The sequence below is a fragment of the Myxococcus xanthus genome (assembly GCF_013116825.1).
Taxonomy (GTDB): domain Bacteria; phylum Myxococcota; class Myxococcia; order Myxococcales; family Myxococcaceae; genus Myxococcus; species Myxococcus xanthus_B.
Genome location: NZ_JABFNS010000143.1, coordinates 1 through 23994, shown reverse-complemented (window position 1 = coordinate 23994; position 23994 = coordinate 1). Strand labels below are relative to the sequence as shown.

Annotated in this window: 16 protein-coding genes and 1 pseudogene; 2 read left to right on the top strand and 15 right to left on the bottom strand. The window is 70.6% G+C overall.

The features are described from left to right. Nucleotides 1-664: PPC domain-containing protein (locus HNV26_RS31055; protein WP_171452928.1), on the top strand; the 664-nt coding region annotated here is incomplete at its 5' end. Nucleotides 665-732: 68 nt separating this feature from the next. Here the strand turns inward: HNV26_RS31055 and wbaP are convergent. Together wbaP and HNV26_RS31045 are read right to left on the bottom strand one after the other, a co-directional pair. After that, nucleotides 733-2127 carry an undecaprenyl-phosphate galactose phosphotransferase WbaP gene (gene wbaP, locus HNV26_RS31050; protein ID WP_171443383.1) on the bottom strand — a complete coding sequence of 465 codons (1395 nt, stop codon included), beginning with the start codon at nucleotides 2125-2127 and terminating at the stop codon, nucleotides 733-735. A 218-nt stretch (nucleotides 2128-2345) separates the two neighbouring features. Beyond that, nucleotides 2346-3491, bottom strand: a complete 1146-nt coding sequence (locus HNV26_RS31045) for a glycosyltransferase (RefSeq protein ID WP_171443382.1) — start codon at nucleotides 3489-3491, stop codon at nucleotides 2346-2348. 86 nt (nucleotides 3492-3577) lie between these two features. Between HNV26_RS31045 and HNV26_RS31040 the strand changes: the two genes are divergently transcribed. Beyond that, nucleotides 3578-4711, top strand: a complete 1134-nt coding sequence (locus HNV26_RS31040) for a glycosyltransferase family 4 protein (RefSeq protein ID WP_366817063.1) — start codon at nucleotides 3578-3580, stop codon at nucleotides 4709-4711. Here the strand turns inward: HNV26_RS31040 and waaL are convergent. The 13 genes and pseudogenes from waaL to HNV26_RS39405 form a co-directional block, all read right to left on the bottom strand. Then, nucleotides 4708-6033 carry an O-antigen ligase WaaL gene (gene waaL, locus HNV26_RS31035; RefSeq protein ID WP_171443380.1) on the bottom strand — a complete coding sequence of 442 codons (1326 nt, stop codon included), beginning with the start codon at nucleotides 6031-6033 and terminating at the stop codon, nucleotides 4708-4710. The genes HNV26_RS31040 and waaL overlap by 4 nt on opposite strands. A 1-nt stretch (nucleotide 6034) precedes the next feature. Next, a complete protein-coding gene (locus HNV26_RS31030; RefSeq protein WP_171443379.1) occupies nucleotides 6035-7150 on the bottom strand; it encodes an LptF/LptG family permease in 1116 nt (371 codons plus the stop codon). Next, nucleotides 7147-8259 carry an LptF/LptG family permease gene (locus HNV26_RS31025; protein ID WP_171443378.1) on the bottom strand — a complete coding sequence of 371 codons (1113 nt, stop codon included), beginning with the start codon at nucleotides 8257-8259 and terminating at the stop codon, nucleotides 7147-7149. Before HNV26_RS31025 ends, HNV26_RS31030 begins: the two co-directional genes overlap by 4 nt. Next, complete coding sequence (gene purD / locus HNV26_RS31020) at nucleotides 8256-9521, bottom strand: phosphoribosylamine--glycine ligase (protein WP_171443377.1); 1266 nt, start codon at nucleotides 9519-9521, stop codon at nucleotides 8256-8258. Before purD ends, HNV26_RS31025 begins: the two co-directional genes overlap by 4 nt. A gap of 1 nt (nucleotide 9522) precedes the next feature. Beyond that, the gene (locus HNV26_RS31015) at nucleotides 9523-12366 is read right to left on the bottom strand and encodes a tetratricopeptide repeat protein (RefSeq protein WP_171443376.1); all 2844 of its coding nucleotides are present in this window, start codon (nucleotides 12364-12366) and stop codon (nucleotides 9523-9525) included. Between the two features lie 3 nt (nucleotides 12367-12369). Beyond that, nucleotides 12370-13914 (bottom strand): bifunctional phosphoribosylaminoimidazolecarboxamide formyltransferase/IMP cyclohydrolase, encoded by a 1545-nt coding sequence (gene purH, locus HNV26_RS31010; RefSeq protein WP_090492741.1) that lies wholly within the window; start codon nucleotides 13912-13914, stop codon nucleotides 12370-12372. A gap of 105 nt (nucleotides 13915-14019) precedes the next feature. Continuing rightward, the gene (locus HNV26_RS31005) at nucleotides 14020-14511 is read right to left on the bottom strand and encodes a sigma factor-like helix-turn-helix DNA-binding protein (RefSeq protein WP_002635080.1); all 492 of its coding nucleotides are present in this window, start codon (nucleotides 14509-14511) and stop codon (nucleotides 14020-14022) included. Nucleotides 14512-14553: 42 nt separating this feature from the next. Continuing rightward, entirely contained in the window at nucleotides 14554-15078 is a 525-nt protein-coding gene (locus HNV26_RS31000) for a MerR family transcriptional regulator (RefSeq protein ID WP_090492740.1), read from the bottom strand. A gap of 307 nt (nucleotides 15079-15385) precedes the next feature. Next, nucleotides 15386-17764 carry a serine/threonine-protein kinase gene (locus HNV26_RS30995; RefSeq protein ID WP_171443375.1) on the bottom strand — a complete coding sequence of 793 codons (2379 nt, stop codon included), beginning with the start codon at nucleotides 17762-17764 and terminating at the stop codon, nucleotides 15386-15388. Nucleotides 17765-17784: 20 nt separating this feature from the next. After that, entirely contained in the window at nucleotides 17785-20067 is a 2283-nt protein-coding gene (locus HNV26_RS30990; protein ID WP_253817226.1) for a serine/threonine protein kinase, read from the bottom strand. Between the two features lie 187 nt (nucleotides 20068-20254). Further along, the gene (locus HNV26_RS30985; RefSeq protein WP_171443373.1) at nucleotides 20255-20641 is read right to left on the bottom strand and encodes a hypothetical protein; all 387 of its coding nucleotides are present in this window, start codon (nucleotides 20639-20641) and stop codon (nucleotides 20255-20257) included. A 108-nt stretch (nucleotides 20642-20749) separates the two neighbouring features. Beyond that, complete coding sequence (locus tag HNV26_RS30980) at nucleotides 20750-23716, bottom strand: choice-of-anchor D domain-containing protein (RefSeq protein WP_171443372.1); 2967 nt, start codon at nucleotides 23714-23716, stop codon at nucleotides 20750-20752. Nucleotides 23717-23872: 156 nt separating this feature from the next. Continuing rightward, nucleotides 23873-23994: pseudogene (locus HNV26_RS39405) on the bottom strand (CDP-diacylglycerol--serine O-phosphatidyltransferase); the annotation flags it as partial.

Genomic DNA, 23994 nt, shown 5'->3' with positions numbered 1-23994 from the left:
GCCGCCCCCCCCGCCGCCGGAGAACTCGTTCGACTACAGCGCCAGCAACACCAACAGCGCGCAGCAGAACACCACCAACCACGTCATCGCGCTGACCGCAGGCCAGACGCTCACCGTCGCGACGTGTGGCCTCACGGGGACGCAGTTCACCGGAGACACGTGGCTGCGCCTGCGCAACCCCGCCGGCACCGAGGTGGCCACCAACGACGACGCCTGCGGTGGCCGTGGCTCCAGCATCACCTTCACGGCCACCACCGCCGGCAACCACGAGGTCCGCGCCGGCTGCTACTCCACCGGGAGCTGCACCGGCCGCGTCGTGTGGGAAATCTCCGGCGGCTCCGGCGGCGCCACCAGCGGGAGCTTCAACTTCAGCGCCAGCAACACCAACAGCGCGCAGCAGAACACCACCAACAGCGACGTCGCCATCGCCGCGGGCAAGAGCATCACCGTGGCCACCTGCGGCGTGACGGGCGCGACCTTCACGGGCGATACCTACCTGCGCCTCTTCAACGGCGCCACGCAGGCGGCGGTCAACGACGACGCGTGCGGCGGCCGTGGCTCCAGCCTGACATACACCTCCCCCACGGCCACCACCCTGCAGATTCGCGCGGGCTGCTACTCCAGTGGGAGCTGCACCGGCACCGTGGTGTGGAGCATCCAGTAGTCCCCACCCAGCGGCGTTGAACACCCGGGCCCGGGCCGTGGCGAGCGCCACCGCCCGGGCTCGCGGCGTCAGTAGGCGTTCTTCGACAGGAAGCCGCCCAGCGCCGTGCGCACGAGAATCTTCAGGTCCATCAGCAGCGACCAGTTCTCGATGTAGTACAGGTCGTACTCGATGCGCTTCTCGATGCACGTCTGGCCGCGCAGGCCGTTGATTTGCGCCCAGCCGGTGATGCCCGCCTTCACCTTGTGCCGCAGGTGGTAGCGCGGAATCTGCCGCTTGAACTCCTCGATGAAGACGGGGCGCTCCGGGCGCGGCCCCACCAGGCTCATGTCACCGCGCAGGACGTTGAAAAACTGAGGGAGCTCATCCAGGGAGTACTTCCGCAGGAACGTGCCAATCACCGTGCGCCGCGGGTCGTCCGGGCAGGTCATCATCGCGCCGCCGTGCTCGGCGTCGATGCACATGGTGCGGAACTTGAGGATGGGGAAGGTGCGCCCATCCATGCCCATGCGCTCCTGACGGTAGAGCATGGGCCCACGGCTGGTGAGCCGCACCGCCAGCGCGGTGGCGGCCATGAGCGGCGCGGTGATGATGATCGCCAGCAACGAGAAGAGGATGTCGAAGGCCCTCTTGGCCACCCGGCTCCAGCCCTCCATCGGGTCGCCCTGGAGACGGATGATGGGCAACCCGCCGAACTCCTCCAGGCCACCATAGAGGGTGATGTACTGGTACAGGTCCGGCACCACGCGCACGTCCACGGTGCGCAGCGCCAGCTTGTCCATCAGCGCCTTGACGTGGGCGTGGCCCTCCAGCGGCAGCGCGAGGATGACCTGGTCCACCGGGTGCGAATCCAGCACCTCGTTCACCTGGTCCACGAGCCCGATGACGCGCACGTCATTCACGTACCGGCCCACCTTCTCCGGGTGCAGCGTCAGCACGCCCATCACCCGGAAGCCCAGCTCGCGGTGGTGCTCCACCGTCTCGATGACCCGCTGCCCCAGGTCCCCCGCGCCGATGACGAGGATGGACTTCAGGTTGTGGCCCCGGCGCCGGATTTCACTCACCAGATAGCGAGTCACCAGCCGGCTGCATGTCACCAGCGCGAACGCATAGACGATGAAGATGACCAGCGTGAGGCGCGAGTAGCGCTCGCGCACGAAGTACGTCACCGCCACCAGGATGAGCGCCGCGGTGATGGTGGACTTGAATACCTCGAACACCTCACCCGTATTCGTCCGGGAACGATTGGTGCCGTACAGGCGTGACTGGTGGAACGTCACCGGGAAGATGACGAGCACCATCAGCAGCGAGAAGAACGAGTCCGTCCAGGGAGGAATCCCCTCCGTGACGGGCACGATGCCGGAGAAGCGTGTGGCGTACGCGAGGACGAATGCCAGCGCGAGCATCACCATGTCGGCGACGACTTTGATCGACGTGTAGAAACGCTGGAGACGACTGAACACCGAAGTACTCCTGTGGCGTAATCAACGGGTGGCCACCCCGGTGCAAGACTCGCGCCCTCTTCATCTGGACGCGCGTCTTGCCCATCACCGTTTGATAGCCGCGCTTGCTAGCACGGAAAAATTTGTGAAAACAATGGGTTGCGGCGGCCCCGCCCCCCCAGCCAGGGGCGGTGTCCACCTGTTGCCCACAAAAGACCAAGACAGGAGCGACAGCGGAGTCACAGTCCCGCTGCGGGACCTGGGGAATCTGGCAACACCTCCCCCAGCACCGAGTGGATCTCTCGAAGAATGGCACTTTGGAACTGGGCGCGACCGAAGCGCTCGGCCTGCGCTCGAGCGGCTTCAGGCCGAAAGCCGACTTCCCATTCGTCGAACCGGCGCACGGCGGCGGCGAGCGACTCCGGCGTCTGTTCTGAGAAGAACATTCCCGTCCGCGCCGTCACCGTCTCGAGCGCGCCGCCCTTCCCATAGGCGATGACAGGCCGGCCCGCCGCCTGGGATTCCAGCGGAGTGATGCCGAAGTCCTCCTCGGGCGTGAAGATGAGCGCGCGAGCGTCTCGGTACAGCGCCGGGAGCGACGCATCCATGACGTTGCCAAGAAAGCGGATATTTTCAGGCAGGCTTCCGGCGCCCAGGCGCGCGGCCTCCTGGCCTGCGCCCACCACCCAGAGCTGTGCGTCCAGGCTTCGGAACGCCTCCAACGCCACGTCCAATCGCTTGTACGGCGCGAAGGCCCCCAGCCAGAGGAAGTAGCCCCCCTGGCCGCCCCCCTCCAGGGGGACCTGGGCGAAGCGCTCCAGGGAGACGGGCGGGTGGATGACCGACGCCTCCCGGCCCCAGAAGCGCTGCACCTTGGTGGCGATGTGTCGACTGTTGGCGATGAAGCGGTCGACCCCCGCCGCCGTCCGGCGGTCCCACCGGCGCAGCCAGGGGCGGACGGCATGGGCCGCCGCCCGCACCGGGAGTCCCGTGCGTCCGGGTCCGAAATAGTCGTCGAACAAGTCCCACATGTACCGCATAGGCGCGTGCACATAGCTCAGGTGCGGCGTGCCCCGCGGCGTGCGCAGGCCCTTGGCCACGCAGTGGCTGGAGGAGAGGACCAGGTCGTACTCCCCCTGCAGTTGGAGGGACTCGATGGCCATCGGCATCAGCGGCAGGAAGTGCCGGTAGCGCGCGTGGATGCCGGGGATGTGCTGAAGGAAGGACGTGAAGATGCGGCGGGACTCGATGGCCGGCGACTGGGAGCCCGGCTTGTGGATGAGCGTGTAGATGTCCGCGTCTGGCAGGACTTCGCAGAGGGCATCAAGGACGCGCTCACCACCTCGGTGGGTGACGAGCCAATCGTGGACCAGGGCAACCTTCACGGCACGGCTTCTAGCACTGGGCGCGAGCGGCGCGGCAAGCGTCGATGGGGCCCCGCGTGCCTGCCCGCCCCCCATGGAGGCCGCGCGTGTGGTACGCGGAGGCCGTGGCCCACGTCCTCCTCGACCTGCGCATGGTGCGCGGCCGGCTGCATGGGATTGCCCGTTACGCCCTGGAGCTGGCGCGGCGGATGCCCGTGCTCGCGCCCGACCTGCACTTCTCCGCGTTGGTGCCCCCCGAAGGGCTCGCGCCCGACCTGGGGGAGCTGACGCCGCGCATGCCGCTGCACCGCGCGCTGGCCGGGTTTCTTTCACCCCTTGAGCAGCCGGCGCTGGCGGCGGACCTGGTGAAGCTGGCGCCGGATGCGTTCCACGCCACGTCCTTCTCGCTGCCCCTCTTCTGGAACGGGCGGCTGGTGGCCACGCTCCACGACGCCAATCACCTGGCGCTGGCGGACCAGTACACGCCGGCCCAGTCCATCTACTACCGCGTGGTGGTGGGCCCTCGCGCGAAGCGGGCCACCGCGCTGGTGACGGTGTCCGAGTTCTCGCGCGACGAGCTCGCGAAGCACCTCAAGCTGTCGCCCTACCGGCTCCAGGTGATTCACAACGGCGTGGATACCCGCTTCCAGCCGCCGACGCAGGCCGAGGCCACCGCGTTCCGCGAACGGTACGAGCTGCCAGCGCGCTACGTGGCGGCGGTGGGCAACGCCAAGCGCTTCAAAAACCTGGCGCTGCTGAAGGATTTCGCCGGGGAGTTGCCCGTGCCCATCGTGCTGCTGGCGGGCAAGGGCGCGGTGGCGCACGAGCTGGGGCTTCACGAGAACGTGGTCGATTTGGAGGAGCTGCCCGAGGACCAGATGCCGCTGTTCTACGGCGCGGCGGCGGCGTTGCTGTTGCCCTCGCGCTACGAAGGCTTCGGGCTGCCGGCCCTGGAGGCCATGGGCGCGGGTTGCCCGGTGCTCGCGTCGGATACGACGGCCCTGCCCGAGGTCGTGGGCAACGCGGCGTTGAGGCTCTCCCCGGACGACGCGGCGGCGTGGCGTGAAGCGACGCTGCGCGTGCTTCGCGACGACGCGCTGCGCCGGGAGCTGATGGAGCTGGGCCGGGAGCGCGTGGCGCGCTTCACGTGGGACGACTGTGCCCGGCGCACCCTGGCCGTCTATCGCCGCGTGCTGGAGGCCCCGGCGCCCGGAGGCTCGCGCGGGACGCCCCGCCGCTAGGGAGTGGGCCTGGACGCGCCGTCCATCTCCAGGAGCCCCTGACGGGCCTCCCGGCCGCGCAGGCGTTCACTGCCCTCGCACAGCCCCAGTCCCCAGATGAGCGAGAAGGACAGGTACACGCTGGAGTGGAACGGCAGGTAGTGCACCAGCGCGAGGATGTGGAAGCCCACCCAGGACAGCAGCGCTCCCGTGGCCGCGATGGAGCCCTCGCGGTAGCGCCGGATGAGGGCGCGCCCCAGCAGGGCGTGCATCGTCAGCATCAGCAACAGCCCCACCAGGCCCGTCTCCGCCCACACCGTCAGCCAGAGATTGTGCGAATCGGTGGCCAGCAGGTCGGTGATGCCCGTCTCGTCCTGCGTGGCCAGGGCCGCCGGCTTGTGGTTGCCGAAGCCCACACCCGTCAGCGGGTATTCACGCACCAGGCTCCAGCCCACGGTCATGGCGTGCTCGCGCTCTCCGCCGTAGATGTTGCCCAGCGCCTTCTCCAGTCGCGTGCGCCAGGCCGGGCTCATGGAGACGACTGCCACCAGCGCGAACAGGAGCGCCAACCCCATCTTCCGCGCGGAGCCCTGGACCAGCAGCAGCAACGCCACCACGCTCACGAGCAACGCCGCGCCCAGCGCCGCGCGCGCGAAGGCGTTGTAGATGGAGATGAGCATCCCCATCACCACCGCGCCCGCCAGGATGCGCCGCCGCGCCTGCTCCGCGCTGCCCAGCACCGACAGCGCGGGCCCGAGCGCCGCGATGGCACCGTGCGCGAAGCGAAGCCGGTGGGAGAAGAAGCCGCCCGCCGCGTAACGCGGAGACTCCTCGGTGCCGAAGTTCTCGTGCAGTCGCCCCAGGTTGAGCTTGAGGAAGGAGGGCAGCTCCATGGACCAGCGCACCCGGTTCTGGAACACGCCCAGCAGCGCGGCCAGCAGCCACCCTCCCGCGAGGACGCCCGCCAGCAGCAGCCACGGCACACCCACGGCGCCAATGCACGCGGCCGCGGCGCCCGCCACCGAGTCCAGCACCTGGCCGTACCGCGCGCCGCGCGGCCACGACTCCGCCGCGCCCGTCAGCAGCGCCACCGCGGGCGACACCGCCTGCCACAGGCACAGCACCCCACTGGCCCCGACATAGGCGCGCACGTCCGGCGCCAGGCGGAGCCGCCCTCGCACCAGCAGAATCAACGCCAGCAGCACCGCCGCGCCCGTCGCCACCTGGAGGACGACCTCCGCCAGCACCAGCCCCACGGTCCACAACACGAGCACGGCGTTGATGGCGCGGCGCCAGCGCAGGTCCAGCGGAAGCTCGGACGCGGTTCCCATGAGCGCGGACACGCTATCTCACCAGCAGCGAACGCCGCGGCAGGTGCAACCGGCCTTCACGCTGCAACCACACCGCGCCCGCGATGAAGCCCAGCAGCACGGTGGGCGCCCACGCGGCGACGACAGGAGGCAACCGCTCCGTGAGCACCAGGGTCCGGCACACCATCATCAAGCCCCACATCGTCACCGCCGTCAGCAGTCCCTCGATGATGGCCGCCGTGAGGTGCCCTCGCCGGTTGGCGCGCAAGGCCAGCCCCACCCCCAGCAGCGCCGCGGGGAACGCCGCCATCGGGTAGGCGAAGCGGTTGTGCAGGGCCAGCTCGAACTGCTTCGTCGCCAGGCCCACATCGCGGCGCGCGGCAATCTGCTCGCGCAGCTCGGACGCCCGCATCTGCTCCGGACGCCCCGGCCGGATGCGGAACGCGGTGACGGCCACGCCCAGGTCGTACTCCGCTTCCGGGAGCTGCCGTACGGACGTCTTCCCCTCGCCGTCGAAGGTGCGCTCCACCACGTCCGTCAGGCGCCAGCGCATGCCCTCCACCGGGAACATGCCGGACGCGTCCAGGCGCCGCTGGAGGTCAAAGGACTCCGTCACCGTGAAGACGGACACGTCATGGAAGCCCTCCTGCGCGCTGCCGCCCCGGAGGAAGAAGATGTTGTCCCCACGCCGGAACCACTGCTTCGGCGTGTAGTAGAAGCGCCAGTCGCCCCACTTGTTGAAGCGCTGGGTGGTGATTTCGTCCACGCGCCGGCCGGAGTACGTCGCCACCCGCTCGTCAAAAGCGACCAGGCCCACGCAGGCCACGAACGACGCCACGAGGATGGGCAGGTACAGCGCGGATGGGCCAAAGGTCAGCGCCCGGATGGCCGTCACCTCGCCCTGCTTGCGCAGCGCGGACACCGCCGTGCCCGCGGCCAGCAGCAGCGCCGCCGGCCCCAGTTGCTGCACCGACATCATCGCCTTGTAGAAGTAGAGCTCCGCGGCGTCCCACACCCAGCCCGGGCCCGTGTACAGCTTCGCGCGGTCCACGAAGTCCACCACCACGAACACCAGCACCAGCCCCCCGAGGATGCCCAGGGCGAAGCGCAGGTACGTGCGCAGCACGTAGATGAAGAGCGTCCCCCTCACTTGACCGTCCCCGAGCGGCTCACCCGGTACAGGGCCACCAGCCCCACCGCGACGAACACCAGATTGGCCATCTGCCCCGCCAGGCCCACGGGCATCTGGCCCTTCTGCCCCATCTGCTCGAAGACGCGGCCCAGCAGGTAATAGAGGACGTAGCCCCCCAGCGTCAGCAGGTAGCCCCACGCCCGGCCCGACTGGCGCCGGCCCATGGCCAGGGGCGTGCCCAGCAGCGCGAAGGCAATGGGCGCCAGCGCGCTCCCCAACCGGCTGTGCAGCGCCATCCGGTACATGCGCGCATCCTCGCCCTGCGCTTCCGCCTCGCGCGCGGCCTCCATCAGTTCGCCGGGCGTCAGCTCCTCGCGGGAGAAGGAGAAGCGGCTGCGCTTGCCCATGGAAGCGCCGACGCCCACGCTGATTTCGGCCTGGTCGAACCGGATGATGCTGTACTCCTCCGTCTCGCGGCCCGCGGAGCGGTGCACCTCCCCCGCCTCCAGCGCGAAGCGCAGCACCTCACCGCTGGTGGACGTGCCCACCTGCCCCCGCTGCGCCAGCACCAGCAGCGGCGAATTCGCCTCCCGGTCGTCATGCAGGAGCACGTTGGTCCACTTCCCGTCCGAGGACACCTGCTCCGCGTACAGCGTCAAGTTGCTGAGGTCCTCGTAGAAGACGCCGGACTTCACGTCGCCCACGGCGTTCTTCCGGATGACCTCGCTCACCAACACCTTCAAGCCCGCCAGGCCCCAGGGCTGCGCCGTGGAGGTGATGACCAGCATCAGCGCGCTGAGCGCCACCGCGATGCCCATCGGCGCGGCCAGCAGGCGCACCGGCCCGATGCCCAGCGCCTGGAGCGCGACCAGCTCCCGGTCCTCGCCCAACCGCCCCAGCCCCAGGAGGATGGCCAGCAGGAAGGCGATGGGCAGCGCCATCATCAGGAAGTGCGGCGCCAGGTACGCCAGCAGCCGCGCCATGTCCACCAGCGTCACCGACGAGCCCAGCAGCACGTCGGTGCCCCGCAGGAACTGCATGACGAAGAGCAGCAGGAACATGAACGCCACCCACACGCCGAGCGGGACCAGCAGCTCCCCGAGCAGGTAGCGCGAAAGGCGGTTCACGGGGCGGCCTTCATCCCTCGCGCGCCGATGTCCCGGCGGAAGTGCATGCCCTCGAAGCGCACGGCCTTCACCGCCGCGTAGGCCCGCTCACGCGCCTGCGCCAGGTCCTCGCCCCGCGCGCACACCGTCAGCACCCGGCCTCCGGCCGTCACGACGCCGCCATCGCGCGCCTCCGTGCCCGCCAGGAACACCGTGGCGTCGGGTGGCACCGCCTCCAGCCCTTCAATCCGCTGGCCCTTCTCCGGCGCGTCCGGATAGCCCCGCGCCGCCAGCACCACGCCCACCGAGGCACCGGGCGCGGACACCAGCGTCCGCGGCACGAGCGCGCCTCGGGCACACGCGTCCAGCAACGGCAGCAGGTCCTCCCCCAGCTGCATCATCAACACCTGCGTCTCCGGGTCACCGAAGCGCGCGTTGAACTCCAGCACCTTCGGGCCGCTGCGCGTGAGCATCAGCCCCGCATACAACACGCCCCGGAAGGGAATTCCGCGCCGGCGCAACACGGCCAGCGTCGGGGCGACCACGCGCTCGCCCACCTCGGCGAGCTGCGCGGCGGACAGGAAAGGCGCCGGGCTGTACGCGCCCATGCCGCCAGTGTTCGGCCCGGTGTCGCCTTCGCCCACGCGCTTGTGGTCCTGGGACAAGGGAAGCATGGCGTAGCGCTCGCCATCACACAGCGCCATCGCGGACACCTCTTCACCCTCCAGCAGCTCCTCCAGGACCATCGTCTGGCCCGCCACGCCCATGGCCCCCACGGCACGCACCGCCGCGCGCGCGGCCTCCACGTCGTGGGCGACGATGACGCCCTTGCCCGCCGCCAGGCCATCCGCCTTGACGACGATGCGGCCCTGCGCCACCGCGTAGGCTTCCGCCGCCGCCATGTCGGTGAAGGTCTGGAAGGCCGCGGTGGGCACGCCGGCCTCGGCCATGATCTCCTTCGCGAAGGCCTTGGACCCCTCGATGCGCGCGCCCGCCGCCACGGGCCCGAAGCAGGCGATGCCCGCGTCGGCCAGCGCGTCAGCGACCCCCGCGACCAGCGGCGCCTCTGGACCCACCACCACCAGGTCCACCGCCTCGCGCTTCGCGAACGCGGCGACTTCCTCCGGAACATCCGCGCGCAGGGCCACATTGGTGCCCAGCTTCGCCGTGCCCGGGTTGCCCGGACCGCACAAGAGCTGGGTCAACAAGGGGCTTTGCGACAGCTTCCACGCGAGCGCGTGCTCACGGCCACCGGAACCGAGCAGCAGGACCTTCACATCCACCTCACCGTTCCAACAGGTAGAGCATCCGCTTCGCGGGGAGGTATGCCGGATCCAACCCCACCACCTTCACCAGGGTGTCTCGCGCCACGTCCTTGCCCCGGGCCGACTCCAATTGCGCCAGTCGCGCCTGCGCCGATAGCAGCGTGGGCGCCAGGGCCAGCGCGTCCCGCAGCGCGCGCTTGGCCGGCTCCACCTGCCGGGCCTCCGCCAACGCCAGGCCGTGCGCCAGATGCGACACCGGCATCTGCCGCCCCGCCGCCGCGGCGCGTTCACCCAGGCGCCGGGCGTCCGCGGTAGCGCCTCGCTGCAACGCGATGAGCGAGCGGTAGGCCAGGGCCCCCGCGTTGTTCGCGTCCACCTCCAACACACTGCGCAGGTGACGCTCGGCCGCGTCGAACTGGTGCTGGTGGAAGCGCAGCAGGCCCTCGTACAACAGTGGGGAGGGGTCCTCCGGTCCCTCGGACAGCGCGAGGATGGCCCCGTCCACGCCCTCCACCGTCTCGCGCGGGCGCAGCCAGTAGGCGGACGTCGCGGGCCGCGGCTCCAGCCGGAGCGGGTCCGACTGCAGCGCCTGGTGCAGCGCGCGGAAGGCATCGTCCCGTCGCTTCGCGCTCGCCGCGGCGACGCCCGCCAGCAGCTGTGCGTCCAGCCGCCGCGCATCCAGCTTCACCGCTTCCTGGAATGCCTCCAGCGCCTCCAGCGGCTTCTTCTCCAGGAGGAGCAGCCTGCCTTCGAGCACCTTCTCCAGCGCGCCGTCCTCCAACTGCCCGCGGAAGCCCGGCAGCTGGGTCCGTGCCATCTCCGCGTCGCGGCGGCCCAGGGCCACCAGGAAGAGCTGGAGGTGCGCCTCCGGCAGGCCCTTCACGAGCTGCAGGGCCTCTTCCGCCGACTTCACCGCCGCGTCCTGACTGCCCGCGGTGCGCTCCGCGGCCGCCAGGTGCACCAGCACCTCGGCCACCTCGGGCTCGTCGTAGCGCGCCCGGTTCTTCATCAGCGCGCGCAAGTCCCGCACCGCGCCCGCGGCGTTGCCTTCCGCCTGGTAGCGCAGCATCGCCAGCGGCAACAGCGCGCGCAGCTCGCCGGGCTCCGCCTTCACCCGGGCCTCATACAACTTGCGCGCCTCCGCGGGCTCCCCCACCTCCTGGTAGATGCGGGCGGTGAGCGCCAGGCTCTCCCAGTCCTTCGGGTTCGTCTCCAGCCGCTTGCGCAGCGTGTCCAGCGCGGCGGAGTACTCACCGCCCGACGCATGCGCGAGCGCGCGGTAGTAGTGCAGCCGCTTGATGTCCGGCGACAGCTTCTGCGCGGAGTCGAAGTGGCTGCGAGCCAGCTCGCGGGAGGACGACAGCCACGTGCGGCCCAGCACCAGGTGCGCTTCGGCCTTCTGCGCGTCGGGGAGCTCCGCGCGGGCCAGCAGCTCCTCCGCGAGCGGGCGCGCCTGCTCGGGCTGACCGGAGCGAGCCAGCAGGAGGTTCGCGTGCGCCAGCAGCAACGGCGCCGTGCGGCCGGACCGCGACTCCGCCGCCGCCAGCAACGCCCGGGCCTCCTGGAACGTCGCGTCGTCCATGCGCGCGCCACGCCCCAGGGCCAGCGCCTGGACATAGCCCGCGATGGCGGCGTCGCTGGTCGGGTCGAGCACCAGCGCCTGCTGGAAGGACTCCTCCGCCTCCGCGTACGCGAAGCGCTCGTCACGGGCGAGCTGTTGCTGCCCTTGCGCGAGCCGCTCCCCGCTGGTGCCCGGAATCTCCAGGTACTTCAACTTCCAGCGAGGCAGCACCGCCTGCACCGCGTCCGGGATGGCGGCCACGGGCGGAGGACCCGCCTGACGGCGCGACGCCTCCTGCTGCTGCTGGTACAGGAAGTAACCGCCCACACCTCCGCCCACGACGACGAGCCCCACGAGGCCCGCCACCAGTCCGCCCTTGCCCCCACGGGAGCGCCCATCCGTGACGAGCACCGGCGCGGAGCGCGAGCCGCTGCGAGGCTCCGCTCCCAGCTGCGGCGAGGAGGCCCGGAGGCCACCACGAGGCTCCGGCCCCATGTCCGGAATGATGTCGGTGCTGATGGGCACGCGCGCGCCACTCCGGGACTCGGCACCGGGCGCTGGCTCCGAGGCTTGCGCCACCGATGTGGAGCCCCCACCCAGGTCCGCCATGGGCGGCAGGAAGTCCGAGCTCCCCACCGGAGCGGCCGGGCGGCTCGCGGCGGCCGGCGCCTGGGCGGAACCAGGCTGGCGGCAGTCATCACAGATGCCGAGCGCCTGGTCGAAGGAATCCGTCAGCGGCTTCTGGCAGACGCGACAGCCGGAGGTCGCGGGCTTCGCGGCGGCGGGCTTCGCCGGACGCGAAGGCTGGGCCCCCAGCCCCTGCGGCGCGGAGGGCGGCGGTCCCAGGAAGTCAAGCAGCGGGTCCTCCGCACCGGCCCCACCGCCTCCCGAAGCCGGCGTCCCCACGCTCGCGAAGGGGTCCACGGACGGCGCGGACGCGGGAGCAGGCGAGGGCATCGCCCCGAAGTCGCCAAACAGGTCCGAGCCCGAGCGGCCCTCTCCCCGGGCGGGCTTGGGAGCCGGAGCAGCGCCAGGCGCGGCGGGCGGCGGCGCACCGAAGTCGCCGAAGAGGTCGTCTGTGGGATTCGCCGCGGGCGCGGCGCCGGAGACAGGCGTCAGCGTGACGGGCGCCGCGGGCTGTGACGTCGGAGCCGGCGCGCCACCTGCGGGCACGGCCGAGGGATCGCGCCGGACCAACTGCAGGTTCCGGCAGCGAGGACACTGCGCGCGAACGCCTTTGGCGGTGATGAGCTTGTCATCAATCGCGTAGGCGGCCGCACATTTCTGACAGACGATGCGCATGGCTCAGTGCCGGAAGTGTCGCACTCCCGTCAGTACCATGGCCATCCCATGTTCATCCGCGGCGGCAATCAACTCCGCGTCACGGACCGAACCGCCGGGTTGTACGACACAGGTGGCCCCCGCCCGGGCGGCCTCGTCCAGCCCATCCCGGAACGGGAAGAAGGCGTCCGAGGCGACCGCGCTCCCCCTGAGGGCCGCTCCGCCGCGCTGCATCGCGATGCGGACCGAGTCCACCCGGTTCGTCTGCCCCCCGCCCTGCGCCAGGAGCTGGTCACCGGAGGCGAAGACGATGGCGTTGCTCTTGACGTGCTTGCACACCTTCCAGGCAAAGCGCATGGCCCGCTCCTCCTCCGGCGTGGGAGCCCGCTTGGAGACCACCTTCCACGACAGCGGCGGCTCCACCGAGTCCCGGTCCATCAGCAGCATGCCACCGGACACACTGCGCGCGTCCAACTGGGCACGCGGCCGGGCCTGGGGACTGGCCAGCGCGGGGCCCGCCTCCAGGAGCCGCAGGTTCTTCTTCGCCGCCAGCACCTGCAGCGCCTCCGGCGAGTACGACGGCGCGATGACCGCCTCCAGGAACGTCTCCGCCATGGCCTGGGCCGTGGCCGCGTCCACCTCGCGGTTGAGCGCGACGATGCCCCCGAAGGCGGAGACCTCGTCCACCGCGCGGGCCGTCCGGTAGGCCTTCACCAGGGCGGCATCCACCGCCACGCCGCACGGCGTGTTGTGCTTGATGATGACGGCCGCGGGGGCCTCCGGGAACTCCAGCAGCAGGCCCAGCGCCGCGTCCAGGTCCAGGATGTTGTTGTACGACAGCTCCTTGCCCTGCAGCACCTTGGCGAAGGCGACCGTCGGCTCCTGGGGCGCGGCGTGTTCCCGGTAGAAGGCGCCGCGCTGATGCGGGTTCTCCCCGTAGCGCAGGTCCTGCGACTTCTGGAACGCCAGCGACAGCTCCCCCGGGAACGGCTCGCCCGCCTGCGCGGATAGCCACGCGGAGATGGAGGCATCGTAGGCCGCCGTGTGCGCGAAGGCCTTGCGCATCAGCCGGCGCCGCGTGTCCTCACTCACCGCCTTCTGCTGCTCCAGCTCCGCCAACACCGCCGGATAGTCGTCCGGGTCCACCACCACCGAGACGTGCCGGAAGTTCTTCGCGGAGGCGCGCACCATCGCGGGCCCGCCGATATCAATCTGCTCGATGACCTCCGGCTCCGCGGCGCCCGAGGCCACCGTCTGCCGGAATGGATACAGGTTCACCGCGACCAGGGAGATGGGCTCGATGCCGTGCGCCTTCATCTCCTCCCGGTCGGCCTCCAGCTCCAGCCGTCCCAGGATGCCGCCGTGGATGCGGGGGTGGAGCGTCTTCACGCGGCCACCCAGAATCTCGGGGCTCTGCGTGTGCTCGGACACCTTCTTGACGGGCACCCCCGCGCCCTTGAGCGCCTCCAGCGTGCCTCCGGTGGACAACAGCCGGAAGCCCAGGCGGACGAGCCCCTGGGCGAAGGGAACCAGACCTCGCTTATCAGAAACGCTCAGGAGAGCCAGCACGTGTGGGCCTCGGTGTGCGGGAAGCGGCGGTAGTAGCAACCACCCCCTGGGGTGTCAACGCAACACGTCGGCCCTCCGTTGGCGGGTGGAAACCACCCGCGGACATCAGGGCTTGCGAGCCGAAACCGGCGGCTCGGCTTCGGTGGCTTCGCGCAGCTTCATCAGCCCGCGCGTCTCCACCTGGCGGATGCGCTCACGGGTGAGGTTCATGATCTCTCCCACCTCCTCGAGCGTGATGCCGCCCTTCTCCGCCACATCCAGGGCGCAGGTATGCTCCAGCTCCCAGATCTCCTTGTCCGGAAAGTTGAGCTTGATGGACCCCGTCTCCGGATTCACGTCCAGGTAGAGATTGTGCTTGCAGGAGACGAAGTTGCACGGCCGGGGACCGTTGATGCAGTCCGCGCGCGTACGCGGCCGCGTGTCGTCCATCTGCTTCAGCAGGTCGGCCTCTTCGGGGTCCACCTGACCTGTGAGGCGGCGCCTCCGCAGGTCGCGCGCCATCTCCTTGCGCGACATGGTCTTGGAACGGCGGCGCTCCTGCGCCTGGTCCGATTCCTGGTCCCCCCCCTCCTCCTGTAGCTGCTTCACTTCCGACATGTCCCCTCCACGTGAGGCCAGTCTACCCGGTTCCCGGGTATTCTATTGCGAACGGATGGTTTCGTCTGCGCGTGCGGTCACGGCGCTACCGAGCCGGGCGACATCCCGGACCAGATCCTGCGCTCTTTGCCGCAAGGTTGCTAGCTGTGCCTCAAGCGTACGCCGATGCTCCCCCCCAAAGGCGCGGTCCCCCAGCTCCTCCTGGAACCCGTTCAGGAGGCCTGCAAGGTCCCGTTCCAACTGGTCGATGTAGTTACTGTGGAAGACATAGGACCGCTTGATGTCCTCCAGGGTGTGCCCCTCCGCCATCATCTTCTTGATGACATTGATGCGGCGCACCGCCTCCACCGGGTAGAGCCCAACGCTCCCCTGATGCTTCCCCTTCCGGCCCACCCGGCGGCTCCTGGGTAGCAAGCCCGCCTGCACGTACTTCCGGAACGTCGCCTCCGACAGGCGCACGCCCCGCGGCCGGAAGATTTCCAGGATGGCGCTCGCGGGCAGACCGCCCGCGTTCTCGCGCTCGATCCGAGCAATCTCCTCAGGAGCCAGCAGGTCCATGGATTCCATTGAATATAATCCACTGAGTGGGGGCCACTGAGTGCCAGAACGGGCGGTTGGGTGTCAAGGCAGACCACCAGGCAGGCAAGCGGCGGCGGACGAATCGCGCGCCTTTGAACAGGCGGAGCGGCAGGTGGGACGAGGTAGGCGTGACAGCCCGAAGGCGGCCCCGCCGGGTGCGAGGCAGCAGCGTTCAGGAGTGGACGTTGGGGGTGCTCAAGCGAAAGCGAGCACGGGCACGGCGGGTGACTTCGGACCTGGGCTCAGGCTGCGGCACGGCTGCCGGCAAGGCCGCCGTGCCGGGAGCCGGCCTGGTTCAGCGGCCCCTGGGGGCGCGGAACTCGCGGCTGACGGTGCCACCCGCGGTGACGGCGACGTCGTAGCGGCGCTCGCCGGACGGGTGCTGGAAGACGAGCTTGTGGTTGCCGACGGGCAACCGGTACGACGCCCGCCCCGTTACTTCGCCCATGCGCTTGCCGTTGATGAACACGGTGGCATAGGGCGCGGCCTGGACCTGGAGCGTTCCGCTGGCCGGCGCCGCGCGCACGCGCTCCGGCTCCTGCTGAGTGCCGGCCGCACCCGGCACGGGGTCGGAGGCTGTGTTGGTGGCGGCAGCGGCGAGCACCTCCTCGCGCATCAGCCCGTCCACCTCGGATTCAGTGTCGGCGGTTTCGGCGGGCGCCGCCTCCCCGCCCTCGGAGTTCCCAGGGACCGCTGAAGGCGCGGGCTGCGCAGGAGCGACGGGTTCATCAACAACAGGTGCGGCCACCATGGGCGCTGCCGGCACCACCGGAGGAGCCGCTTCCGTCCCCCGCATCACAGCAACGCCGCCTCCGACGACGGCGAGCCCCAACGCCACGGCCAGTCCCAGTGCCCACGGACGGCGCGCCGCCGGTACGGCCACCGAGGCCACGGGGCCGGACGCACGAGCACCCGCCTCGAGAGCCTCGGGGCCGGACGCATGGGCACCCGCCGCAGGCACCTCGGCTCCGGAGCCACGGACACTCGTCCCGAGAACCCCGGATCCGGACACACGGACACCCGCCGCAGCCACCTCGGCTCCGGACGCACGAGCACTCGCCGCAGGCCCCTCGGGGCCGGACGCATGGACACCCGCAGCAGCTACTTCGGCAGCTCCAGGCTCGGCCGCCAGCATCCCGGGATGCGCCTCAGGCTCCGTAATCGACGGAGTCCCTTCCTCGTCGTCGTCCTCATCATCCCAGGCGCTGGCCAGCCTCAGGCTCCCGGAGGGCCCTGACGGTGACGCGACGGCAGTGCTCCCTTCCGGACGACTCGGGGTCCGCGCGCTCCCGGACACCGCCGGGATACCTGCCCCCTGGCTCGGCGTCTTCTCGGCCTGTGCATCCTCGCTGGAGGCGGCACCGCGAGCATCCTCGGCCCCACCGGAGCGCGGCCCCGACACCGCGGCCACGCCCTCCGGACGGCTCTGCCGGCCCGGAGTGGAAGGCGCGCCTTCGAATGAAGCGCCGCGAGGCACGGGGGACGACGCCACCGCCGGCAGCGGCATCATCGGCGTGGCCATGGGCGGCAGTGGCGCCGCATCCAGCGCGGCCTCCTCGCCCCTGCGCGGCAACACGAAGGTCGGCGCATGGACGTCTTCGTCCGGAGACGTCGGCAACGCCAGGCCGCTGCGGCCAGCAGCCACCATCACCGCGGTGGGCTCGCGAGGCACGGGCGACGCCCCTGCCCCAGGTGCCGGCCCCCCTTCCACGACGTGTGTGCGCTCCTGCACGGTGGGAATCGCCTGGGTGAGGCTGGTGGGGAACAAGCGGCGCATGAAGGCGCTCAGGTCCGTGTCGTCCAAGGACCTCGCATGTGTCAGTACGCACTGGGCCAGGGCGCGCTCGAACTCCGCGGCCGTCTGGAAGCGGAGCGCGGGGTCTCTGTCCAGGGCTCGCACCACGGCGGCATCCAGGTCCGCGGGCACGTCCGGATTCAGCCGGGCCGGAGGCGGAATGGCGCTCTGCTGCACCGCGCGCAGCACCGCCACCTCGGAGTCCCCATCGAACAGGCGGCCGCCGGTGAGCATCTCCCACAGCACCACGCCCAGCGCGAAGATGTCCGTGCGTGCGTCCACGGCCTCGCCCCGGGCCTGCTCGGGCGACATGTACGCGAACTTGCCCTTCAGCACGCCCGGCTGCGTCAGCTTGTTCCCCGCCTTGGCGATGCCAAAGTCCGTCAGCTTCACCGCGCCATCGAAGGACAGCAGCACGTTGTGCGGCGTGACATCCCGGTGCACCAGGTCCAGCGGCTGGCCATTCACGCGGACGCGGTGCGCGTAGTGCAGACCCCGGGCGACCTCCGCGCCGATGTGCGCCACCAGCATGGGCGGCACCGGCTCCATCAGCTCCTTGCCGCGCTTGCGCAGCTCCCACAACGAGCAGCCGCGCACGTACTCCATGGCCAGGTAGTACGTGTCCTCATGCTTGTCGAAGTCGAATATCTGCACCACGTTCGCGTGGTTCAGCCGCGAGGCCAGCCGGGCCTCGGCGATGAACATCCCCACGAACTCCGGGTCGCTGGCGAGGAAGGCGCGCACTCGCTTGATGACGACTTCCTTCTCGAAGCCCTCCGCGCCGCGCGCCGTGCACAGGTAGATTTCCGCCATGCCGCCCTCGGCGAGCTTGCGGCGGACGACGTACTTGCCGATGTGAGTGCCGGCTTCGAGCGTCACGGGAGCATCCAAGGCATGTGCTATTCGAACTTCACGCTCACGACGTTGAGGTCGATGGGCTTCACCTCGATACGCCGACTGAGCGTCTTCTTGAGGTCGGGGTTGACGAAGCGGCAGTCATAGCTGCCCACGCGCAGCTCCACGGCCTCGAAGGGCGTTTCGCCCAGCCGCTTGCCACCGCACGTCACCTCCGCCCACGGGTGCACGACGAAGCGCACCCGGGCCAGGCGCCCCTCCTGCCGGGACTCGGGCCGGGCCGGACGCTCGCGCACCACCGCCGCCACGGGAGCAGCAGCCACCGCGCGGGGCTCGGGCTCCAGCGTGAAGCGCGCCACCTGCTCCGCGTCCTCACCCACCGTCACCGTGCGTGTCTGCGCCTGGTGCCGGTCGGCCTCCACCCGCACGGCGACCTGCCGGCCCACCGCCGTTTCGAGCGTCACCGGCCGCTCGTCGTGACGTTGGCCATCCACCAGCACCACCGCGTCCGCGGGCTGCGTCTCGATGCGCAGCCGCACCGGCGCGGGCGCGGCCTCCAGGCGAGGCTGGGGCACCACGTGCGGAGGCCGCAGCTCCGTCGGAGCCTGAACCGGCGCCTCGGCTTGCATGGGCACGGGCGCGGGCACCGCGGCCTCCGGGTCCAACGACACCGGAATGGGCTCCGCCGACCGCATCGACCAGAGCACCACGCCCACCGCCGCGACGACCAGCAATACCAGCCCCACGTACAGCCACGCCTTGCTGCCCGCGGCGGCCACGGGGCGCTTCGCCGCGCGCGACATGCCCAGCGACAGCGTGGGGGCGTCCTCCTCGAGCGACTCCCCGTCCCGCAGCGGAATCACCACCCGCGAGGACCGGCCCGTCTCCATCATGGCGATGGTGGGCGCGTCCTCCTCCACGACGTACCCCCCTCGTGCCTGCGAGCGCGCGCCAGCGCGGGCATCCACCGTGGGGGCGTCCTCGTCATCCACGGGGAGGACCGGCGCCCCCAGGTCGAAGCGGCCCGTGCCGCCGAAAGGCCGCGGAGCGCCGCGAGGCTCCGTCGGCGCGTTAGCAGCGGCCCCACCCAGCTTCACGTCCGTCCGGGTCACCGACGCGGGCGCACGCGCATCCACCGTGGGCGCGTCCTCCTCCACGCGATGAGGCGGCGGCAGCGGAGGCGTCACGTTCATGCCAGAGCGAGAGGGCCGCTCGGGCTCCACCGCGCGGCGCTGTCCCGTCAGCCGCGGCGCGGGCTTCTCCTGCTCCAGTTCGAAGCGGCCCGTGCGGGACGCCGGTCGTGGACGCAGCGCCGCCGTCGCGTCATCCTCCGGAGACATCGACGGTGGACGTGGCGGCAACGCGGGCCGCAGCCCCGTGCGGCGCGGCGGAGCCTCCTGCCTCGACGCCCCCGAATCCGAGTCCTCGCCCAGCACGTCGCCCGCCCGGGCCTCCTCGGCCAGCCGCTCCGCGAAGACCTCCTTCATGAAGGCGGACAGGTGCGCGGACGTCGCGGGCGCCTGATGCGCGCTCAGCCACTCCTCCAGCGCGTGCTGGAGGTGCGCCGCTTCCTGGTACCGGTCCGGCAGCTCCTTCGCGAGCGCCTTGAGGACGATGGCATCCAGATCCGCCGGCACGCGCGACGTCACGTGCGAGGGCGGCAACACCCGGCACTCCGACACCGCCGTCAGCGTCTGGATGTCGTTGGGGCGCTTGAACAGGCGCGTGCTGGTGAGCAGCTCATACAGGACGATGCCCAGCGCGAAGATGTCCGCGCGGCAGTCCACCCGCATGCCCGCTGCCTGCTCCGGGGACATGTACGAGTACTTCCCCTTCAGCACGCCGGAGCGGGTCACCGTGGCCTGGTCCGCCGCCTTGGCGATACCGAAGTCCACCACCTTCACCCCACCCTCGAACGTCACCAGGATGTTCTGGGGGGACACGTCACGGTGGACGATGCCCAGCGGACGGCCCGTCGTCGGGTCCGTGCGCTTGTGCGCGTAGTCCAGGCCGGCGCAAGCCTCGATGAGGATGCGGCACACCAGCGGCACCGGCAGCGGCTGGCCCATCAGCTCCGACTGCCGCCACAGCCGGCGCAGGTCGTCGCCGTGGATGTACTCCATGGCGATGAAGAAGGAGTCGTCCTGGGCGCCCAGGTCGAAAATCTGCACCACGTTGGGGTGGTTCAGCCGGGCGGCGATGCGCGCCTCGTCCAGGAACATCTTGACGAAGTCGTCGTTCTCCGCGAGGTGCGGAAGGATCCGCTTGACCACCACCCGCTTGTCAGGCTCCGCGCCCTGAGGCCGCGCAAGATAGATCTGCGCCATCCCGCCCGTAGCGAGACGACTCAGGAGCTGATACCTGCCATAGGTTTCGATGGACACGGCGACCTGACCGGCCCCTGGACAACCACCCTTGGAGTGGCCCCGAGTTCCGGGCGCGGGATGGCCCCGAGCGTAAGCGCACCGGGAAGGAGGGTCAAACCCCCAACTGCTCCGGAAACGGCCTTTGTAGCTACCTCCGGGCGGCCCGCACCTCGCGAGTCTCACGCATCAGGGCCTCCAGTTCGTCCAGGTGCCGCTTCAGCACCGGCATCAGCACCGGCGCCACGTCCACCCGGTCGAACAGGTCCAGGACCCGGTCCACCTTCCGCTCAATCTCCCCCGCCCGCGCCGGGCTGATTCGCCGCAGCAGCAGGTCCGCCCCGGCCTCCATCAGCACCCGGGCCACGGCGTCCCGGGAGGCGAGCGGCTCCTCCCTCCGCCGCCCTTCTCCCTTGATGACGCGCAGTCCAGGAGCCCGTCCAGAGGGGCGGGCCGCGCTCGTCATCGTTCCTTCAATATCCTGGGAGTTCACCGGGTGCCTCCTCGGCAGCTGCAGGTACGACCTCAGGGTACACACCGCGAGGTGACCTCCAATTTTCTGGTCATCCGCACAGGCGGAAGCAGACCTGTAGCACCGGGGACTGACACCCCTGTCGAGAGCCGGATGTCCGGCCCTCCGGGTGCGTTACATCGCGTCGCACGAACGGCGGTAGTTGATGGAGATGCGGGTGCCCGCCGGCGGCACGACGTCGAACACCACGCTGTTGGTGGCCGCGTCGTAGGTCCAGCCGGACGTGGACGGCGCGCCATTCACGGTCACCGTCACGGTGCCGGGCTCCGGCAGGTCGCTCAGCGGGAAGCGCTCCTGCGCGGAGAAGGCCTTGTCCCCCACCGCCTGCAGCAGCGGCCGGTAGTCTTCCGCGCAGACGCTCACCACCTCGCCTCCAGTGCGGGAGGTGGCCTGCGCGTAGCGAGTACCGGCGCCGCCCGCCGTCGCGCAGCCTTCAGCCGGTGGAGCGATGGCGTAGAAGGTCGCGCGCTGCGGCTGGTTCTGCCCCTTGAGCTGCTGGGCCCAGTCCACGTAGGTGTCCACCGCGTCGGGCGAGTGGTCGTCCTCGTCGCTGACGAACAGCACCACCAGCGCGGCCTCCTCGCGCAGGAAGCCCACGTTGCCGTCGTTGGGCAGCGGCGTGCGGGGGTCGTCCGCGGCGTTCACCAGCGGCCGGGACAGCGCGCGGCGCATCGCCTCGAAGCCCTGCTCCACCTCCGCGCACCGGCCCACCTGCACGCTCCGCTGGAGCTGCTGGGCCAGGTTCGGCGTCGCGCTCGTGAGGATGCGCGGCAGCGAATGGTCCACCGGGAAGAAGCGGCCCGCCTCGCCCCCCTCCGCGCCGCCCGGGCACGCGTTGGCCGGGTCCGTCGGCGTCACCGGATGGATGCCCGTCGTCGTCACCGCCACGTTGAGGCTGACGCCCCGGTCCAGCGCCGTCTGGACGAAGGTCGGTATGGCCTCCACCAGCCGCGGATGCTCCACCGCCATGGAGGCGGTGTTGTCCACCACCAGCAGCACGTCCACCTTGCTGACGTCCTGCTGGATGAAGTTGTCCGTCTTCTCCACCCGCATCGACGACTCGCCCACCAGCGGAACCATCAGCGGCGCCGGCAAGTCGCTGGAGCCCACGTACAGCGGTGACAGGTTCATGCCCGACACCAGGCCGAAGTACTCCACGCCCACCGTGAAGGCCTCGTTGGGCGGCAGCACGAAGGGGATGGAGGCCGGCACCGCCGAAAACCCGAACTCCGAATCCGTGGTGCCCGGCCCAATCCACACGTCATTCACCGTCACCGGCGCGGCGCAGGCGTTGAGGAAGTTCACCTCCATGGGCTCGGCGGGGCAGTCCGGCCGGGCCACGCCCCAATCCATGTAGCGGCGCGAGGCCACCAGGCACACCGCCTGCGTGTTGGCCACCAGCGGCACCAGCAGCACCGGGTTGGCCGGCTGCATCTGCTCAATCTGCACGGTGCCGGTGAAGTGGCCGCCCGCCACGGGCGCCATGAAGGCCACCTGGAAGCTGAACCAGTCGCCGGGGTACATGATGCCGCCGTAGATGTCGCCGCCCGGCAGCGTGAAGACGCCGCCGCCGTCATCCCGCAGGCGGAGGTTCTTCACCGGGCACAAATCGGTGCCGCGGTTCTCCAGCTTGAGTCCCAGCACCGCGCCCTGGCCGGGCGGAATGGTGCCGAAGTCCAGGGCCTGCGGCGTGAGCGTGAGCTCGCAGGGCGCGTGCGCCTCCGGCTTGCCGCGGAAGTCCATCTGTACCGTGGCCGCGGAGAAGGCGTTGGTCGTCATCACCAGCGAGCCTTCCGCCGCGCGCAGCTCGGTGGGCTCGTAGAAGACCTCCAGGTTCACCTCGCCGCCGGGCGGCAGCGTCACTGGCAGCGCCAGCGGCGTGTGGTTGAACTGAGGCGCCCCCCCCTGCTGCGGCAGCCAGTCCAGCGTGTTGATGGTGAGCCCGCCCTCATTGGACGCGCCGCAGTTCTTCACGTTGATGATGACGCGCACCTTCGCGCCGAGCGGCTGCATGCCGAAGTCATAGAACGCCGGGGACACACACAGCTCCGGCGCGCCGCCGTAGCCGCGCAACTGCACGGGCGTCGTCGGATGGCGGCGGCTCTCCACGTGGTACAGCGCGGTGTCCTGCGCCGCGCCCTGGTGGTCCGGGCTGTAGCGGAACGTGAAGGTCCGCACCTCGCCCGGCTGGAGCACGAAGGGGAAGCCAGCGTTGTTCTGGGTGAAGGACGCGTCACGGCCCTCCAGCGTCAACTGCGTCACCGTCACCGGCTCGGTGCTGATGTTGCGGATGCTCGACTCGCGCACCGCGTCCCGGTCCACGGGCACCGCGCCGAAGTCCAGGACCTCCGGTTCAGCCACCACCGCGCGCTCCAGCGCCTCGGCGGCCACCTGCACCGTCACGTCCGCGCAGCCGCGGCAGGGCGACACCGCCAGCGCCACCTGCTTGCGGCCCACCCGCGCCGGGTGGAACGTCACCATGAGGTCGCGGCGCTCACCGGGCGCCAGCGTCACCGGCGCCACGCTGAATTCGTCGCGGTCCGCGCCCACCAGCCGCGGCGTCACCTCCACGGATAACTCCGTGGGGTTCTCCAGGCTCAGCGGCAGCGTCTTCGTGGCGTCCGCTTCAATGCGGCCGAAGTCCAGCCGACGCGGCGACACGCGGGCCCAGGCGGCCACGCCGGCGCCCGTCAGGGGGATGCGGAGCAGGGGCTCGATGCGCGTATCCGAGCGCACCACCAGCCCCCCCGGCTGGGAACCTTCGGCGGGCGGCGCGAAACGCACGCGCAGCGAGCACGCGCTCCCGGGCTGCAAGCGGTGCGGCCCCTCATGGGTGAACTCGGCGCGGTAGGCCCCCTCGGGGCCCTCCACCCAGACCTCGTTCACGTCGACGGGCGCGCGGCCCACGTTGCGCAGCGAAATCTCCGCTTCGCGCGCATCGAAGATGGCCACCCGCTCGAAGTCGACGCCACCCGGCGTCGCCGTCAGCCGTCCGTCCGCCAGCGCCGAGCGCTCGCGGTCCGCACAACCGACCAGCAACCCCACCACCGCGAGGGCGACCCAGCCCAAGCGCCCTGTCATGGCCCACCCCTTCCCCACTACCGTCAACCTTGGCCGCCGCGCTCCCCACATGGGGAACGGCGGAAGGAACGGTGGCGAAGCTAGGCACCCACTTCAGGGTGAGCAACCGGCCATGCGCGGGGAACCCCGCGCCCGGGGGTGAGGGGGTGTCCGGTATCAAATCTTCGGAATGCGCAATGTCTTGCTGATCATCGCACTTCCGCTGGCCACGTACATCAGCGCCAACGGGTGCAACACCAACGGTCCCAGGCGCCACTCCCCCCCCCACAGGTCCGGAC

What these genes read in the sequence shown, in the direction of transcription:
- HNV26_RS31015 (WP_171443376.1), bottom strand. Translation starts at nt 12,366, where the DNA reads ATGCGCATCGTCTGTCAGAAATGTGCGGCCGCCTACGCGATTGATGAC.
- HNV26_RS31005 (WP_002635080.1), bottom strand. Translation starts at nt 14,511, where the DNA reads ATGTCGGAAGTGAAGCAGCTACAGGAGGAGGGGGGGGACCAGGAATCG.
- HNV26_RS31000 (WP_090492740.1), bottom strand. Translation starts at nt 15,078, where the DNA reads ATGGAATCCATGGACCTGCTGGCTCCTGAGGAGATTGCTCGGATCGAG.
- HNV26_RS30990 (WP_253817226.1), bottom strand. Translation starts at nt 20,067, where the DNA reads ATGGCGCAGATCTATCTTGCGCGGCCTCAGGGCGCGGAGCCTGACAAG.
- HNV26_RS30980 (WP_171443372.1), bottom strand. Translation starts at nt 23,716, where the DNA reads ATGACAGGGCGCTTGGGCTGGGTCGCCCTCGCGGTGGTGGGGTTGCTG.